Origin of the sequence: Streptomyces sp. MNU76, assembly GCF_020982545.1 — a bacterium.
Taxonomy (GTDB): Bacteria; Actinomycetota; Actinomycetes; order Streptomycetales; family Streptomycetaceae; genus Streptomyces.
Genome location: NZ_JAJKLK010000019.1, coordinates 31,208 through 45,525, shown reverse-complemented (window position 1 = coordinate 45,525; position 14,318 = coordinate 31,208). Strand labels below are relative to the sequence as shown.

At 71.6% G+C, this 14,318-nt stretch carries 16 protein-coding genes; 2 read left to right on the top strand and 14 right to left on the bottom strand.

Features of this window, described 5'->3' with window-relative positions; genetic code table 11:
• Nucleotides 1–29 precede the first annotated feature (29 nt).
• The 5 genes from E4N62_RS26680 to aroH form a co-directional block, all read right to left on the bottom strand.
• A complete protein-coding gene (locus tag E4N62_RS26680; protein ID WP_374117069.1) occupies nt 30–779 on the bottom strand; it encodes a lysophospholipid acyltransferase family protein in 750 nt (249 codons plus the stop codon).
• A complete protein-coding gene (gene cmk / locus E4N62_RS26675; RefSeq protein ID WP_230218784.1) occupies nt 737–1,414 on the bottom strand; it encodes a (d)CMP kinase in 678 nt (225 codons plus the stop codon). Before cmk ends, E4N62_RS26680 begins: the two co-directional genes overlap by 43 nt.
• A gap of 325 nt (nt 1,415–1,739) precedes the next feature.
• A complete protein-coding gene (locus E4N62_RS26670) occupies nt 1,740–1,898 on the bottom strand; it encodes a hypothetical protein (RefSeq protein ID WP_374117068.1) in 159 nt (52 codons plus the stop codon).
• 61 nt (nt 1,899–1,959) lie between these two features.
• Complete coding sequence (locus E4N62_RS26665; RefSeq protein WP_230218781.1) at nt 1,960–3,045, bottom strand: prephenate dehydrogenase; 1,086 nt, start codon at nt 3,043–3,045, stop codon at nt 1,960–1,962.
• The gene (aroH, locus tag E4N62_RS26660) at nt 3,042–3,404 is read right to left on the bottom strand and encodes a chorismate mutase (RefSeq protein WP_033528887.1); all 363 of its coding nucleotides are present in this window, start codon (nt 3,402–3,404) and stop codon (nt 3,042–3,044) included. Before aroH ends, E4N62_RS26665 begins: the two co-directional genes overlap by 4 nt.
• A gap of 229 nt (nt 3,405–3,633) precedes the next feature.
• Here aroH and E4N62_RS26655 point away from each other — a divergent pair, with 229 nt between their 5' ends.
• Together E4N62_RS26655 and E4N62_RS26650 are read left to right on the top strand one after the other, a co-directional pair.
• Entirely contained in the window at nt 3,634–4,062 is a 429-nt protein-coding gene (locus E4N62_RS26655) for a Rieske (2Fe-2S) protein (RefSeq protein WP_230218780.1), read from the top strand.
• Between the two features lie 22 nt (nt 4,063–4,084).
• A complete protein-coding gene (locus tag E4N62_RS26650; protein WP_230218779.1) occupies nt 4,085–4,843 on the top strand; it encodes a DNA polymerase beta superfamily protein in 759 nt (252 codons plus the stop codon).
• An 80-nt stretch (nt 4,844–4,923) separates the two neighbouring features.
• Here the strand turns inward: E4N62_RS26650 and E4N62_RS26645 are convergent, their stop codons facing one another.
• From E4N62_RS26645 to ald, 9 genes are all read right to left on the bottom strand, one after another.
• Nucleotides 4,924–5,697, bottom strand: a complete 774-nt coding sequence (locus tag E4N62_RS26645; protein WP_230218778.1) for a DNA polymerase beta superfamily protein — start codon at nt 5,695–5,697, stop codon at nt 4,924–4,926.
• A 3-nt stretch (nt 5,698–5,700) separates the two neighbouring features.
• On the bottom strand, nt 5,701–6,723 hold the full coding sequence (locus E4N62_RS26640) for an ADP-ribosylglycohydrolase family protein (RefSeq protein WP_184895882.1): 1,023 nt from the start codon (nt 6,721–6,723) through the stop codon (nt 5,701–5,703).
• Nucleotides 6,723–7,448 carry an NUDIX domain-containing protein gene (locus tag E4N62_RS26635; protein ID WP_230218777.1) on the bottom strand — a complete coding sequence of 242 codons (726 nt, stop codon included), beginning with the start codon at nt 7,446–7,448 and terminating at the stop codon, nt 6,723–6,725. Before E4N62_RS26635 ends, E4N62_RS26640 begins: the two co-directional genes overlap by 1 nt.
• A 240-nt stretch (nt 7,449–7,688) precedes the next feature.
• Complete coding sequence (locus E4N62_RS26630) at nt 7,689–8,627, bottom strand: pseudouridine synthase (protein WP_230218776.1); 939 nt, start codon at nt 8,625–8,627, stop codon at nt 7,689–7,691.
• A 208-nt stretch (nt 8,628–8,835) separates the two neighbouring features.
• Complete coding sequence (gene scpB, locus E4N62_RS26625) at nt 8,836–9,501, bottom strand: SMC-Scp complex subunit ScpB (protein ID WP_230218775.1); 666 nt, start codon at nt 9,499–9,501, stop codon at nt 8,836–8,838.
• A complete protein-coding gene (locus E4N62_RS26620; RefSeq protein WP_230218773.1) occupies nt 9,498–10,625 on the bottom strand; it encodes a ScpA family protein in 1,128 nt (375 codons plus the stop codon). The genes scpB and E4N62_RS26620 overlap by 4 nt, the downstream gene beginning before the upstream one ends.
• A gap of 315 nt (nt 10,626–10,940) precedes the next feature.
• Nucleotides 10,941–11,513, bottom strand: a complete 573-nt coding sequence (locus tag E4N62_RS26615; RefSeq protein ID WP_230218772.1) for a hypothetical protein — start codon at nt 11,511–11,513, stop codon at nt 10,941–10,943.
• A complete protein-coding gene (locus E4N62_RS26610; RefSeq protein ID WP_184895873.1) occupies nt 11,498–12,634 on the bottom strand; it encodes a ParA family protein in 1,137 nt (378 codons plus the stop codon). The genes E4N62_RS26615 and E4N62_RS26610 overlap by 16 nt, the downstream gene beginning before the upstream one ends.
• Before the next feature lie 402 nt (nt 12,635–13,036).
• Nucleotides 13,037–14,161 (bottom strand): alanine dehydrogenase, encoded by a 1,125-nt coding sequence (gene ald, locus E4N62_RS26605; protein ID WP_230218771.1) that lies wholly within the window; start codon nt 14,159–14,161, stop codon nt 13,037–13,039.
• Between the last annotated feature and the right edge of the window lie 157 nt (nt 14,162–14,318).

Below are 14,318 nucleotides of genomic sequence, written 5' to 3'. Positions count from 1 at the left end.
GCCCAGCGCCCGATCGGACGCCCGGCGTTTTACCGGCGGCCGGTGAGCCGCCGGGCGTTGTCCAGGTGCGCGCCCAGTTGCTTCTGGATGCGCACGGTCGCCTCGTCCAGTGCCTTGCGGGTCCGCCGCCCGGTGCCGTCGCCCGCCTCGAACGGGTCGCCGAAGACGACATCGACGCGCGAGCGCAGCGGGGGCAGCCCCTTGACCAACCGTCCGCGCCGCTCGGTGCTTCCCAGGACGGCTACCGGGACGACCGGCGCTCCGCTGCGCACGGCGAAGTAGGAGAGCCCGGCGCGCAGCGAGGCGAAGTCGCCCTCGCCCCGGGTGCCCTCCGGGAAGATGCCCAGCACACCGCCGCCCGCCAGGACGGCGAGCGCCTGGGTGATGGCGGTGCGGTCGGCGGTCGACCGGTCCACCTTGACCTGCCCGATGCCGAGCAGGAAGGGGTCGAGGGGACCGATGAACGCCTCCTTCTTGATCAGGAAGTGCGTCGGGCGGGGCGCCACACCCATGACCATCGGGCCGTCGATGTTGTGGGAGTGGTTGACCGCGAGGATGACCGGGCCGGCCGTGGGGACCCGCCAGGCGCCCAGCACCCGCGGCTTCCACAAGCCGTACATCAGGCCGACGCCGATGCGCCGACCGACCTCGGCACCGCGCAAGGAGGGCGCCGCGGCCGCGGGGTTCCCGGCGGAGGCAGCCCCGGCCGAGGCCCCCCGGTCCGTCGACGCCCCGCTCACTTCCCGGCCCGCTTCTCCTCGACGAGGGTCACCACGCACTCGATGACCTGCTGGAGGGTGAGGTCGGAGGTGTCCACCTCGACCGCGTCGTCGGCCTTGGCGAGCGGGGAGGTCTTGCGGCTGGAGTCGGCCGCGTCCCGCTTGAGGAGCGCCTCGCGGGTCGCCTGCACGTCGGAGCCCTTCAGCTCGCCGCTGCGGCGGGCCGCGCGGGCCTCCGGGGAAGCGGTGAGGAAGATCTTCAGGTCGGCGTCCGGCAGGACGGTCGTGCCGATGTCCCGGCCCTCGACGACGATGCCGTTCTCGGCGCCCGACGCGATGGAGCGCTGCAGCTCGGTGATCCGGGCCCGCACCTCGGGGACGGCGCTCACCGCGCTGACCTTGGAGGTGACCTCCTGGGTGCGGATCGGCCCGGCGACGTCCGTGCCGTCGACGGTGATGGTCGGCCCGGACGGGTCGGTCCCCGAGACGATCTCCGGCTTGCCCGCCACGGCGGCGATCGCCGAGGGGTCGTCTATGTCGATGCCGTTGGTGACCATCCACCACGTGATCGCCCGGTACTGGGCGCCCGTGTCCAGGTAGCTCAGCCCGAGCTGCGCGGCCACGGCCTTCGAGGTGCTCGACTTGCCCGTGCCGGAGGGGCCGTCGATGGCAACGATCACTGTGGCGCGTTCCACTGGGGAGCACCTTTCCTGGTCCGAGATGGTGGGGCGGGACGGAAAGCGCCCCGGACAAGGGTACTGGTTGCCCGTACTCCATCCGGCCGCCCCTTCGACGGCGCTCCCACCGCCCCTGCGGCCACCGTCACGCAACACCCTCTCCCACCGTCCCGCCGTCCCACCGCACTCCCGGCCCGCCCGCTGTCCCTCCAGCCCGTCCGGCGCTGGAGGACTAGGCCGTTCAGGCCGAAGCGGGGCCGGGGGCGCGGCCCCGACGGGGATCCGGGGCGCAGCCCCGGGATGGGACGGGTAGGGGCGGCGGGGGCGAAAACCGCACCAGGCCCTACTGCCGGATCGCCCAACCCCGCTCCCGCAACGCCCCCGTCAACACCACCGCCGCCTTCGGCTCCACCATGAGCTGCACCAGACCCGCCTGCTGCCCGGTCGCGTGTTCGATGCGGACGACCCTCCCCGACGCCGCCCTCACACCACTCGGCGCCAAGGCGCCTCCCGGGCATCGGGACGGCTGCGGCGGCCTCCGACCACCGACCCCACGCACCCCGCTACTGCCGGATCGCCCAACCCCGCTCCCGCAACGCCCCCGTCAGCACCACCGCCGCCTTCGGCTCCACCATGAGCTGCACCAGACCCGCCTGCTGCCCGGTCGCGTGTTCGATGCGGACGTCCTCGATGTTGACGCCGGCGGCGCCCGCGTCGGCGAAGATGCGGGCCAGCTGGCCCGGCTGGTCGTCGATCAGGACCGCCACCACCTCGTAGCGCCGCGGAGCGGACCCGTGCTTGCCGGGGACGCGGATCTGGCCGGCGTTGCCGCGGCGCAGGACGTCCTCGATGCCGGTGACGCCCTCGCGGCGCTTGGCCTCGTCGGAGGCCTGGAGGGCGCGCAGTGCCTGGACGGTCTCGTCGAGGTCGGCGGAGACATCGGCGAGGAGGTCGGCCACCGGGCCGGGGTTGGCGGAGAGGATGTCGATCCACATGCCGGGGTCCGAGGCGGCGATCCGGGTCACGTCCCGGATGCCCTGCCCGCACAGCCGTACGGCCGACTCCTCGGCGTGCTCCAGTCGCGCGGCGACCAGGCTCGACACCAGGTGCGGCATGTGCGAGACCAGGGCCACGGCCCGGTCGTGGGCGTCCGCGTCCATGACGACCGGGACGGCCCGGCAGTGCGAGACCAGCTCCAGGGCGAGGTTCAGGACCTCGGTGTCGGTGTCCCGGGTCGGGGTGAGCACCCAGGGCCGGCCCTCGAAGAGGTCACCGGTGGCGGCCAGCGGCCCCGACTTCTCCCGGCCCGACATGGGGTGGGTGCCGATGTAGCAGGAGAGGTCGAGGCCCAGCGCCTCCAGCTCCCGGCGGGGGCCGCCCTTCACGGAGGCCACGTCGAGGTAGCCGCGCGCGGCCCCTCGCCGCATGGCGTCGGCGAGGGTCGCGGCCACGTGCGCGGGCGGGGCGGCGACGATCGCGAGATCGACCGGACCGCCGGGCGCCTCGTCGCTGCCGGCGCCGAGCGCGGCGGCCGTACGGGCCTGCTCCGGGTCGTGGTCGGCGAGGTGGACGACCACCCCGCGCTGGGCGAGGGCGAGGGCGGCGGAGGTGCCGATCAGCCCGGTGCCGATGACGAGTGCGGTTCTCACTGGGCGATGTCCTTGCGGAGCGCGGCCGCGGCGCCCAGGTAGACGTGCGCGATCTCGGAGCGCGGCCGGTCGGACTCGATGTGCGCGAGGATCCGTACGACCCGGGGCATGGCGCCCTCGATGTCCAGTTCCTGTGCGCAGATGAGGGGGACGTCGACGATGCCGAGCTTGCGCGCCGCGGCGGCCGGGAAGTCGCTGTGCAGGTCGGGGGTGGCCGTGAACCAGATGCTGATCAGGTCGTCCGGACCGAGCCCGTTGCGCTCCAGGACCGCGGTGAGCAGCTCGCCCACCTGCTCGTCCATGTGCCCCGCCTCGTCCCGTTCGAGCTGGACGGCGCCCCGGACCGCTCGTACCGCCACGACTCTGCTCCTCGCTGATGTACATGCCGACTCGTTGGCCGGCTCGTTGTACGACCAGCCTAGTCAGCCCACCCCCGGCCGGTGCGCGGCGCCCGCCTGCCGAGACGCCCGCGGGGGGGGCGGCGGCGGAGCGACTGTCCCGAATGCAGTGGGCCACCGGACATGCGAATCGCACGTTTTGTGGCACTCTCTCCTCGGTTGGGTTCTTCCGCACGTTCGGAGTGACGACATGGCTATGGGTTCGACGCGGCGCACGGTGCTCACGACCGGCGCGGCAGGCACGGCGGCGCTCCTGGTGGGGTGCGGCGGCGACAGCGACGGCGGTTCCCAGGAGGAGACCTCACCCGGGGACGCCGGCACGGGCGGTGGCGGTGAGGAGCTGGCCACCACGGCCGACATCCCGGTGGGCGGTGGCAGGATCTTCAAGGATCGGAAGATCGTCGTGACGCAGCCGCAGGAGGGCGAGTTCAAGGCCTTCTCGGCGGTCTGCACGCACCAGGGCTGCATCGTCAGCAGCGTCTCGGACGGGACGATCGACTGCGCCTGCCACGGCAGCAAGTTCAAGATCACGGACGGCGCGGTGGTGCGGGGCCCTGCCACCCAGCCCCTGCCCGCTGAGGAGATCGAGGTCTCGGGAAATTCGATTCAGTCGGTCTGAGCCACCACGTACGCTCCCGGGCATGCAGCCCCCGCACCCGCACCCGCACCCGCACCCGCACAGCCTGGTCCGTGATCACACGATCTACGCCTGTGTGATGGGGTCGCGGGCCTTCGGTCTCGCGACGGACGACAGCGACACCGACCGGCGGGGCGTCTTCCTGGCCCCGACCGAGCTGTTCTGGCGCTTCGAGAAGCCGCCGACCCATGTGGAGGGTCCGGCGGAGGAGCAGTTCGGCTGGGAGCTGGAGCGCTTCTGCAATCTGGCCCTGCGCGCCAACCCGAACATCCTGGAGTGCCTGCACTCCCCTCTGGTGGAGCACGTCGACGCCACCGGCCAGGAACTGCTCGCGCTGCGCGGGGCGTTCCTGTCCCGGCAGGTTCACGAGACCTTCGCCCGCTACGCCCTCGGCCAGCGCAAGAAGCTCGACGCCGACATCCGCACGCACGGCGCCCCGCGCTGGAAGCACGCCATGCATCTCCTCCGCCTCCTGATGAGCTGCCGTGATCTGCTGCGCACGGGCACGCTCACCGTCGACGTGGGCGATCAGCGCGAGCCCCTGCTGGCGGTGAAGCACGGCGAGGTGGCGTGGACCCGGGTCGAGTCCTGGATGGCCCGGCTGGCGGCGGAGGCCGAGGAGGCGGTGCACCACAGCCCGCTGCCTGCGGAGCCGGACCGGGCCCGGGTCGAGGACTTCGTCGTACGCACCCGGCACGCGTCGGCCCTGCGCGCCCGCCCGACCTCGGCGCCGGTCAAAACCTGGGGAACGGCCCGGGCGTAGCGACCGGCCCGGCCCTGGAATCGACACAGACCCCCGGAACGGGCTCGGCCCGCGGAACCGGCCCGGACCCCGCAGCCGGCTCAGCCCTCCACACCGTCCACGCGGACCCGGACGACGAAATCGTGCAGGGCGTCGTACGCGGACGGGCTCTCCGGGAGCGCCGACAGCGCCTGCTCCTGTTCCAGCACCTCTTGGAGACGCTCCACGTCCTCCGCCACGCGCTCCCGGTCGAGGGCGGTCTTGCCGTGCTCCAGGTCCGCCTTCGCCGCGACGAGGTCCGGCAGATAGCGGGGCGCCTCGTCCACCTGCGGCACCAGGGTGGGCAGATGGGCCTGCACCTCGCCGCTGCGCATGAGGTGGATGCCGGTGAGCAGCACACGGAACGTGTAGAGCAGCGGCTTGAGTTCGCCGGTCTTCTCGAAGAGCCGCCACTGGGTGATGCCGAAACCCCGGTAGTGGTGGGCGTGGTGCCGGGTGAGGACCCCGGGGGCGAGCGCGATCAGTTCGCGGTGCGCCTCGCCGGTGTGCACGACGAGCGGGGAGAGCAGCTGCTCCAGCACATAGCCGTTGCGGCGCAGCATCAGCCGGGCGAACTTGCGCAGGTCGTGTGTGACGAGGTCCATCTCGACGCCGTCCCGGTCCCACATCCGCGACCGGGTCTCCTCCGGCTCCCGCAGCCCGACCAGTTCGGCCGTGGGCAGCAGGTGCACACCGCGCAGGTCCACGTCCGAGTCGCGCGACGGGAAGCCGTACAGGTGGGCTCCGGAGACGGTCGCGAACAGTAGGGGGTCGGGCTGTTCGGCGACCACGGGTGCCAGGTCGATGTCGAGGGCGTCGGTGAGCGCGTCGGTCATCCCTCAAGCGTCCCAGAGGGCTCCCAGCGAGACGAGGTCGCCCTGGTACTCGATCCGGTCGGCCCACTCGGCGGGCCAGACGTCCGGGCCGTGGTAGGCGCCCGCGAAGGCACCGGCGAGGCAGGCGATGGAGTCGGAGTCGCCCGAGGTGCAGGCGGCCCGGCGCAGCGCGGTGACGGGCTCGTCGACGAAGAGCAGGAAGCACAGCAGCCCGGTCGCGAGGGCCTCCTCGGCGATCCAGCCCTCGCCCGTGGCCAGGCAGGGGTCGGTCTCGGGCGACGGCAGCCGCAGGGCCGCCTGCACCCGGTCCAGGGCCTCCAGGCAGTCGTCCCAGCCCCGCGCGATGTAGTGCTCGGGCGAGGGGTCCTGGCTGTAGGTCCACAGGTCGCCGAGCCAGCGGGCGTGGTAGCGGGAGCGGTTCTCGTACGCGTACGAGCGCAGCCGACCGATCAGGCCCATCGGTTCGGCGCCCTGGGAGAGCAGCCGTATCGCGTGGGCGGTGAGGTCGGAGGCGGCGAGCGCGGTGGGGTGGCCGTGAGTGAGGGCGGCCTGCAACTGGGCGGCGCCCGCGCGCTGTTCGTCGCTGAGCGGGCCGATCAGGCCGAGCGGGGCGACCCGCATGTTGGCGCCGCAGCCCTTGGAGTGGATCTGGCTGGCGAACTGCCAGGGGTGGCGCTCGACGGCGAGGAGGTCGCAGGCGACCAGGCAGGTGTTGCCGGGGGCGCGGTTGTTCTCCGGGGAGCGGGACCAGTCCACGAACTCCTTGCGGACGGCGCGCACCAGGGCGTCGGGGCCGAGCGATCCCCGGTCCATGGCGGCCCGCAGCCCGTGTCCCAGGGCCAGTGTCATCTGGGTGTCGTCGGTGACGATCGCCGGCTTCGGCAGCCCCATCTTCCGCCAGGGGCCGCACTTGGCGAGGATCGACGGGACGTCGTTGAACTCCGTCGGGAAGCCGAGGGCGTCTCCGAGGGCGAGTCCGATCAGGGAGCCGGTGGCGGAGCGCTTCGTGCGGAGCGTCATGGTCATCAGGACCGTCCTTCCGTGGTGGGTCGCAGCAGCGGCGGGTGCAGGGCGGTGGCCCCACCCGCGCGGTACAGCGCGGCGGGCTTGCCGCGACCGCCGGTCAGGCGGGCGGCGCCGGGCACCTGTTCGACGAAGCCCGGCGTGGCCAGCACCTTGCGCCGGAAGTTGGGCCGGTCGAGCGGTGTGCCCCACACGGTCTCGTAGACCTGCCGCAGCTCGCCGAGGGTGAACTCGGGCGGGCAGAAGGAGGTGGCGAGACAGGTGTATTCGAGCTTGGCGCCGACGCGTTCGTGAGCGTCGGCGAGGATGCGGTCGTGGTCGAAGGCGAGCGGCCCGATGGCGTTGAAGCGCAGCCACTGGGCCTGTGCGGCGTCGCCTCCGCCGTGCGGGACGGGCGGGTCCGGGAGCAGCGCGGCGAACGCGACGGTGACGATCCGCATCCTGGGATCCCTGCCGGGCTCGCTGTACGTCCGCAACTGCTCCAGGTGGAGCCCGGAGTCGTCCTTGAGGCCGGTCTCCTCGGCGAGTTCCCGCCAGGCGGCCTCCTCCGCGGACTCGTCCGGCAGCACGAACCCGCCGGGCAGCGCCCAGCGGCCCGCGTACGGCTCCTGGCCGCGCTCTACGAGCAGCACCTGGAGGGTGCCCGCGCGGACGGTGAAGACGGCCAGGTCGACGGTGACGGCGAAGGGTTCGAAGGCGTATTTGTCGTAGCCCTCGGGTGAGGTCATGCCGGCCGCCCCCTTAATGGTCACTGTGACTAATAGTCATGACGACTATAAAGCCGTGCGCGCCGGGCGCACAACCCCTTTACGAGGAAAGGAACGCCAAGAACGGCGTCAAGGGCGGCGCCGGGAACGGCAAAGAGCCGGCCCCGACGGCAAACCCGGGACCGGCTCATGCTCGAACGCGCCGCGCGCACGCGGCTGAGCCCGAAGGCTCCATGACCTACAGCCCGAAGGCTCCACGACCTACAGGTCGACCTCCTGCATCAGCATCCCGACCTCGGTGTTCGACAGCCGGCGCAGCCAGCCGGACTTCTGGTCGCCGAGGGAGATCGGCCCGAAGGCGGTGCGGACGAGCTTGTCGACGGGGAAGCCGGCCTCGGCCAGCATCCGGCGCACGATGTGCTTGCGCCCCTCGTGGAGGGTGACCTCCACGAGGTAGTTCTTGCCGGTCTGCTGCACCACGCGGAAGTGGTCCGCGCGCGCGTACCCGTCCTCCAGCTGGATGCCGTCCTTGAGCTGCTTGCCCAGGTCGCGCGGGATCGGGCCCACGATGTGCGCGACGTACGTCTTCTTGACGCCGTACTTGGGGTGGGTCAGCCGGTGCGCCAGCTCGCCGTGGTTGGTGAGCAGGATGACGCCCTCGGTCTCGGTGTCGAGCCGGCCGACGTGGAACAGCCGCGTCTCACGGTTGGTCACGTAGTCGCCGAGGCACTGCCGACCCTCGGGGTCCTCCATGGTGGAGACGACTCCGGCGGGCTTGTTCAGCGCGAAGAACTGGTACGACTGCGTGGCCACGGTCAGACCGTCGACCTTGACCTCGTCCTTCTCCGGGTCGACGCGCTTGCCCTGCTCCAGGACGATCTCGCCGTTGACCTCGACCCGCGCCTGCTCGATCAGCTCCTCGCAGGCCCGCCGCGAGCCGTAGCCCGCGCGCGCGAGGACCTTCTGCAGCCGCTCGCCCTCCTGCTCGGCGCCCGGGAAGGTCTTGGGCAGCTTGACGTCCTTCTTGCCCGCGTAGCGCTCCCGGTTGCGCTCCTCGGCGCGCGCGTCGTACTCGCGCGAGGTCGCCGGGGCCCACCGCCCGCGCTGCTGCTGGGACTGCTTCGGTCCGCCCTTGGCCCCGCCGCGCGCCGAGGCGCCGCGCCCGGACTTGGGACCGTCCGGGGAGCCGCCGGGGCCCACGTCGTAACGGCGCTCCTCGGGGCGGGGCTTCTTCGGCCGGCCGCCCTGCCTGTCGTCGCGGTCGTTCCCCGCACCGCGGTAGTTGCCGCGGCCCCGCCGCCACCCCCGCTCCCGCCGCGTGCACCACCGCTTCCGCCGCGGCCGCCGCTGTTGCCACCACGGCTCCCGCCGTTGTTTCCGCTGCTGTTCCTGCCGCTGCTGCTTCGCATCAAAGTTCCGTCTTGTCGTCTGTGTCCTCGGAATCCGGAGCATCCGGATCGAACGACGGTACGGCTTCCTGGGTCTCGGCCTCGATCGCCTCCGCCTCCGGGAGGAAGGGCGCGAGCTCCGGGAGCTCGTCCAGACCGCGCAGGCCCATCCGCTCCAGGAAGTAGTTCGTCGTCCTGTACAGGATCGCACCTGTTTCGGGTTCCGCGCCCGCCTCCTCGACCAGACCCCGCTGCAGCAGGGTGCGCATGACCCCGTCGCAGTTGACCCCTCGTACGGCCGAGACCCTGCTCCGGCTCACCGGCTGCCGGTACGCGACCACGGCCAGCGTCTCCAGCGCGGCCTGGGTCAGCCGGGCCTGCTGCCCGTCGAGCACGAACCGCTCGACGGCGGCGGCGTACTCGGGCCGGGTGTAGAACCGCCAGCCCCCGGCGATCAGCCGCAGCTCGAAGCCGCGCCCCTGGAGCGCGTACTCGTCGGCCAGCTCCCGCAGCGCCTTGGAGATCTGCCGCTTCGGCCGCTCCAGGATCTTGCTCAGGTGCTCGGCCGTCGCGGGCTCGTCCACGACCATCAGGACGGCCTCCAGGGCGGGCTTGAGATCGAGGTCGGCGACGGTACGCGACTCCGCGGGCGCCCCGGTCGCCCCTGCGGGCGTCTCCTCGCTCATGCCTTGGTCTCCTCCTTCGGCGGTTCGGGCGGCCGGTCGAACTCGTCCGTGACCACGGGCTCGGCGTCCCCCTCCCCGCCGGTCCAGCGCACCATCAGGTCCCCGAGGGCGGTCTCCTGGTCCAGCGCCACGGCCTTCTCCCGGTAGAGCTCCAGCAGGGCCAGGAAGCGGGCGACGACGGTCAGGGTGTCGTCGGTGTCCTCGACGAGCGCGCGGAAGGACACCTCCCCCAGCTCGCGCAGCCGAGCGACGACGATCCCGGCCTGCTCCTGCACGCTCACCAGCGGCGCGTGGATGTGATCGACGTACACCTGAGGCTTCGGCTTCGGCTGCATCGCCTTGACCGCGAGCCTGGCGAATCCTTCCGCCCCGATGCTGATGACCACCTCGGGCAGCAGCTCGGCGTGGTGCGGCTCCAGACCGACGGTCCGGGGGTAGCGCCGGGCCTCCTCGTCCAGCCGGCGGTTGAAGATGTCCGCGATCTGTTTGTACGCGCGGTACTGGAGCAGCCGGGCGAACAGCAGGTCCCGGGCTTCGAGGAGCGCGAGGTCGGCCTCGTCCTCGACCTCGGCGGCGGGCAGCAGCCGCGCGGCCTTCAGGTCCAGCAGCGTCGCGGCGACGACGAGGAACTCGGTCGTCTCGTCGAGGTCCCAGTCCGACCCCATGGCCCGGATGTGCGCCATGAACTCGTCGGTGACCTTGGACAGCGCCACCTCGGTGACGTCCATCTTGTGCTTCGAGATCAACTGAAGCAGCAGATCGAACGGCCCCTCGAAGTTCGCGAGCCGAACCTTGAACCCCCCACCGGCACCGGCTTCGGCCTCGCCTGCGGCACCGGGCCTGGGCTCGCGCTCGGGGCGCGGCTCTGGCTCTGGAGCCTCGGGCTGCGGCTCTGGCTCGGGTTGAGGTTCGCGCTCGGGGCGCGGCTCTGGCTCTGGAGCCTCGGGCTGCGGCTCTGGCTCGGGTTGAGGTTCGCGCTCGGGGCGCGGCTCTGGCTCTGGCTCTGGCTGAGGCTGGGGCTCGGGTCGAGGTTCCGGCTCGGCCTCGGCACCGGCGCCGGTTCCGGGCTCGACTGGGGCGCCGGACTCGGCTCCGACTCCGGGCTCGGCTCCGGCCTCAGCCATGACCCCGACCACAGCTCTCGGGTCGACCTCGACCGGCACTCCGGCTTCGACCCTCGCTCCGAACGCCACATCGGCTGCGGCTTCGGCTACAGGCTCGGCCCCGTCGGCTGCGGCTTCCGAAGCGGGATCGGCCCCGGCCAGGGCGGCAGCCAACGGCTTCTCGTCACCGCCGCCCGCGGACTCACCCTCGGCCCGCGCCACCGGCTCGGCCGACGGAGCCAGCGGCCCCCTCCCCAGCGCACGGCGACGGCCCCCGGAACCACCGGAAGCCGAGCCAGAGGAGTCGTACGAGGTCATAGCCCTGGCAGGCTACCCCTACCGCCCCCGCAGCCGACGTACGAGGATGCTCGCGTCTCCACGGGACTCCAGATCCGCCAGCACCACGGCGACGGCCTCCCGCACGATCCGCCCCCGGTCGACGGCCAGCCCATGCTCCCCACGCAGCACCAGCCGCGCGTGTTCGAGGTCCATGAGCTCCTCGGCGGAGACATACACGGTGATCTTCTCGTCGTGCCGCTCCCGCCCGCTGGGCCGGCGCCCGGAGGCCCGCCCCCGCTTGCGGGGCGCCGCGGCAGAACCTTCCTGCGGCTTCGGCTGCCGCCCGGCGGCGGCCCGCTCGGCCCCCGCCGCGGCGCCACGGCTGCGCGGCTGTTCGCCGTCGGACTCGGCGTCGGCGGCCACATGCTCGGACCCCTCGCCGTCACCGCCCTGCACGGGCACGGACGTCGGCGCGTCCTCCGCGCCGGCGGCCCCGTCGCTCTCCCCGGCGGGAGCGGGCACACGGACTTCTCCGTTGGCCCCCCGCCGGGGAGTGGACGGCTGCAGCGCCATTCCCCCTGTCGTACGGAAGAGTTCGTCGGCCCCCGGCAGACTCACTCGGCGTGACACCGGGCGAGCACCTCCCTGGCGAGCTGACGGTAGGCGGCGGCGCCGACGGAGTTGGAGGCGTACGTGGTGATCGGCTCACCGGCGACCGTGGTCTCCGGGAAGCGGACCGTGCGCCCGATGACCGTGTGGTAGACGTGGTCGTCGAACGCCTCGACGACCCGCGCGAGAACCTCACGGCTGTGCACGGTGCGCGAGTCGTACATCGTGGCGAGGATGCCGTCGAGCTCCAGCTCGGGGTTGAGCCGCTCCTGGACCTTCTCGATGGTCTCCGTCAGCAGCGCGACACCACGGAGAGCGAAGAACTCACACTCCAGAGGCACTATCACCTTGTGCGCGGCGGTCAGCGCGTTGACCGTGAGCAGGCCGAGCGAGGGCTGACAGTCGATCACGATGTAGTCGTAGTCGGCCATGAGCGGCTTCAGGGCGCGCTGGAGCGTCGACTCGCGCGCGACCTCGGAGACGAGCTGGACCTCGGCCGCGGACAGGTCGATGTTGCTCGGCAGCAGGTCCATGTTGGGGACCGCCGTCTTCAGCAGCACCTCGTCGGCCGACATGCCCCGCTCCATGAGCAGGTTGTAGACCGTGAGGTCGAGCTCCATCGGGTTCACCCCGAGGCCCACCGAGAGGGCGCCCTGCGGGTCGAAGTCGACGAGCAGGACCCGGCGGCCGTACTCCGCGAGCGCGGCACCCAGGTTGATGGTCGACGTCGTCTTGCCGACGCCGCCCTTCTGGTTGCACATCGCGATGATCTTCGCGGGACCATGGTCGGTCAGCGGGCCCGGGATCGGGAAGTAGGGCAGCGGGCGACCGGTGGGACCGATCCGCTCGCGGCGCTGACGGGCCGCGTCGGGCGCGAGCGTCGCCGCGTACTCCGGATCGGGCTCGTACTCGGCGTCGGGGTCGTAGAAGTGCCCGTCGGGCAGCTCGTCGTAGTCGGCGAAGTGGTTGTGGACCCCGCCACTTCCGTCGCCGGCCATGGCGTTCACGTGTTGGCCATCCATGCTCTGGTGTGCTGGCGGAGTTAGCCCGGCTGGCTGCTGGCTCTGGTGGGCTGCGAAGGTGCGGACAGCGACGGAGCCGACAGCCGCGAACCCCGTGGGGCCCGAGACCGGCGCAGGCATTCCTGGTTGACCACCCCCGGGAGTAAATGTCGACTCATTCACAAGTCGTCTTACCTCCTTGGTGACCAGGAAACTTCTAGATAGGTCAGCGTGGCACCATGCCGACGGTTGGCGACTCTATGGCGTGTCGGCGGTCCGCAGCAACACAATCCGCCGGACCCGGCCCGATGTGTCGGCAATGAAACATGCGGCTGTCAAGGGCGTAGGGCCGTCGCACGGCAGGTTTCACCGGTGCGCGAAACATCCGAACGGTTACGTTCGAGGCGAGTTACGCGAGTGTCACAAAGTGACCATACACACATCCGGCCGGACCTTGTCGGGCAAGATCCGGCCGGGAAGGTGCTGTTGACGACCCGTGTTGACGTATCGCCTTTTACCGAAAGGTGACTTAAAAACAGCCGGTCAGCCGAGCAGTGACGCCAACTCGACGTGCTCCAGGCCGTGCGCCTCGGCCACCTCGCGGTAAACGACCCTGCCGTCATGGGTGTTGAGCCCCCGGGCCAGCGCCGGGTCGCGGCGCGAGGCCTCGGCCCAGCCGTGGTCGGCGAGTTCCACGATGTACGGCAGCGTGGCGTTGGTCAGCGCGTAGGTCGAGGTGTTGGGCACCGCGCCGGGCATGTTGGCGACGCAGTAGAAGACCGACGCGTGGACCGGGAAGGTCGGCTCCGCGTGAGTGGTGGGCCGGGAGTCCTCGAAGCAGCCGCCCTGGTCGATCGCGATGTCGACAAGAACACTTCCCGGCTTCATCCGCGACACCAGCTCGTTGGTGACCAGCTTCGGGGCCTTCGCGCCCGGGATGAGGACGGCGCCGATGACGAGGTCGGCCTCCAGGCAGGCCTTCTCCAGCTCGAAGGCGTTGGAGACGACGGTCTGGATCCTCGTGCCGAAGATCTTGTCGGCTTCCTTGAGCTTGTTGATGTCCTTGTCGAGCAGGGTCACGTGGAAGCCCATGCCGATGGCGATCTGCGCCGCGTTCCAGCCCGAGACGCCACCGCCGATGACGACGGCCCGCCCGGCCAGCACGCCCGGCACACCGCCGGGCAGAACCCCGCGCCCACCGTTGGCCCGCATCAGGTGGTACGCGCCGACCTGGGGGGCGAGCCGGCCCGCGACCTCGGACATGGGCGCGAGCAGCGGCAGCGCGCGGTTCGGCAGCTCGACGGTCTCGTACGCGATCGCGGTCGTGCCCGACTCGACGAGGGCGTCCGTGCACTCCTTGGAGGCGGCCAGGTGCAGGTAGGTGAAGAGCGTCTGGTCCTTGCGCAGGCGGTGGTACTCCTCGGCGATCGGCTCCTTGACCTTGAGCAGCAGGTCGGCCGCGGCCCACACCTCGTCGGCCGTGGCCAGGATCTCGGCGCCGGCGGCGACGTACTCGGCGTCCGGGATCGACGAGCCGACTCCGGCGCCCTGCTCGATGACGACCTGGTGGCCGTGGCGCACGAGCTCGTGCACACCGGCGGGGGTGATCGCCACCCGGAACTCGTTGTTCTTGACCTCGCGGGGGATGCCGACCTTCACGTCGATCACGGTCCTTGGCTCGGAGGGGTGTGGGGCTCGCACACACAGGCGGAACATGCCCACGCAATGCAGGACATACCCGTACGCATCTGAGCGCACTGGGAGACACCGCAGGAGAACCGGCGGCGCAGCCAGTCTAATGAAGGTATCCCCGCTGTCTAGCCTT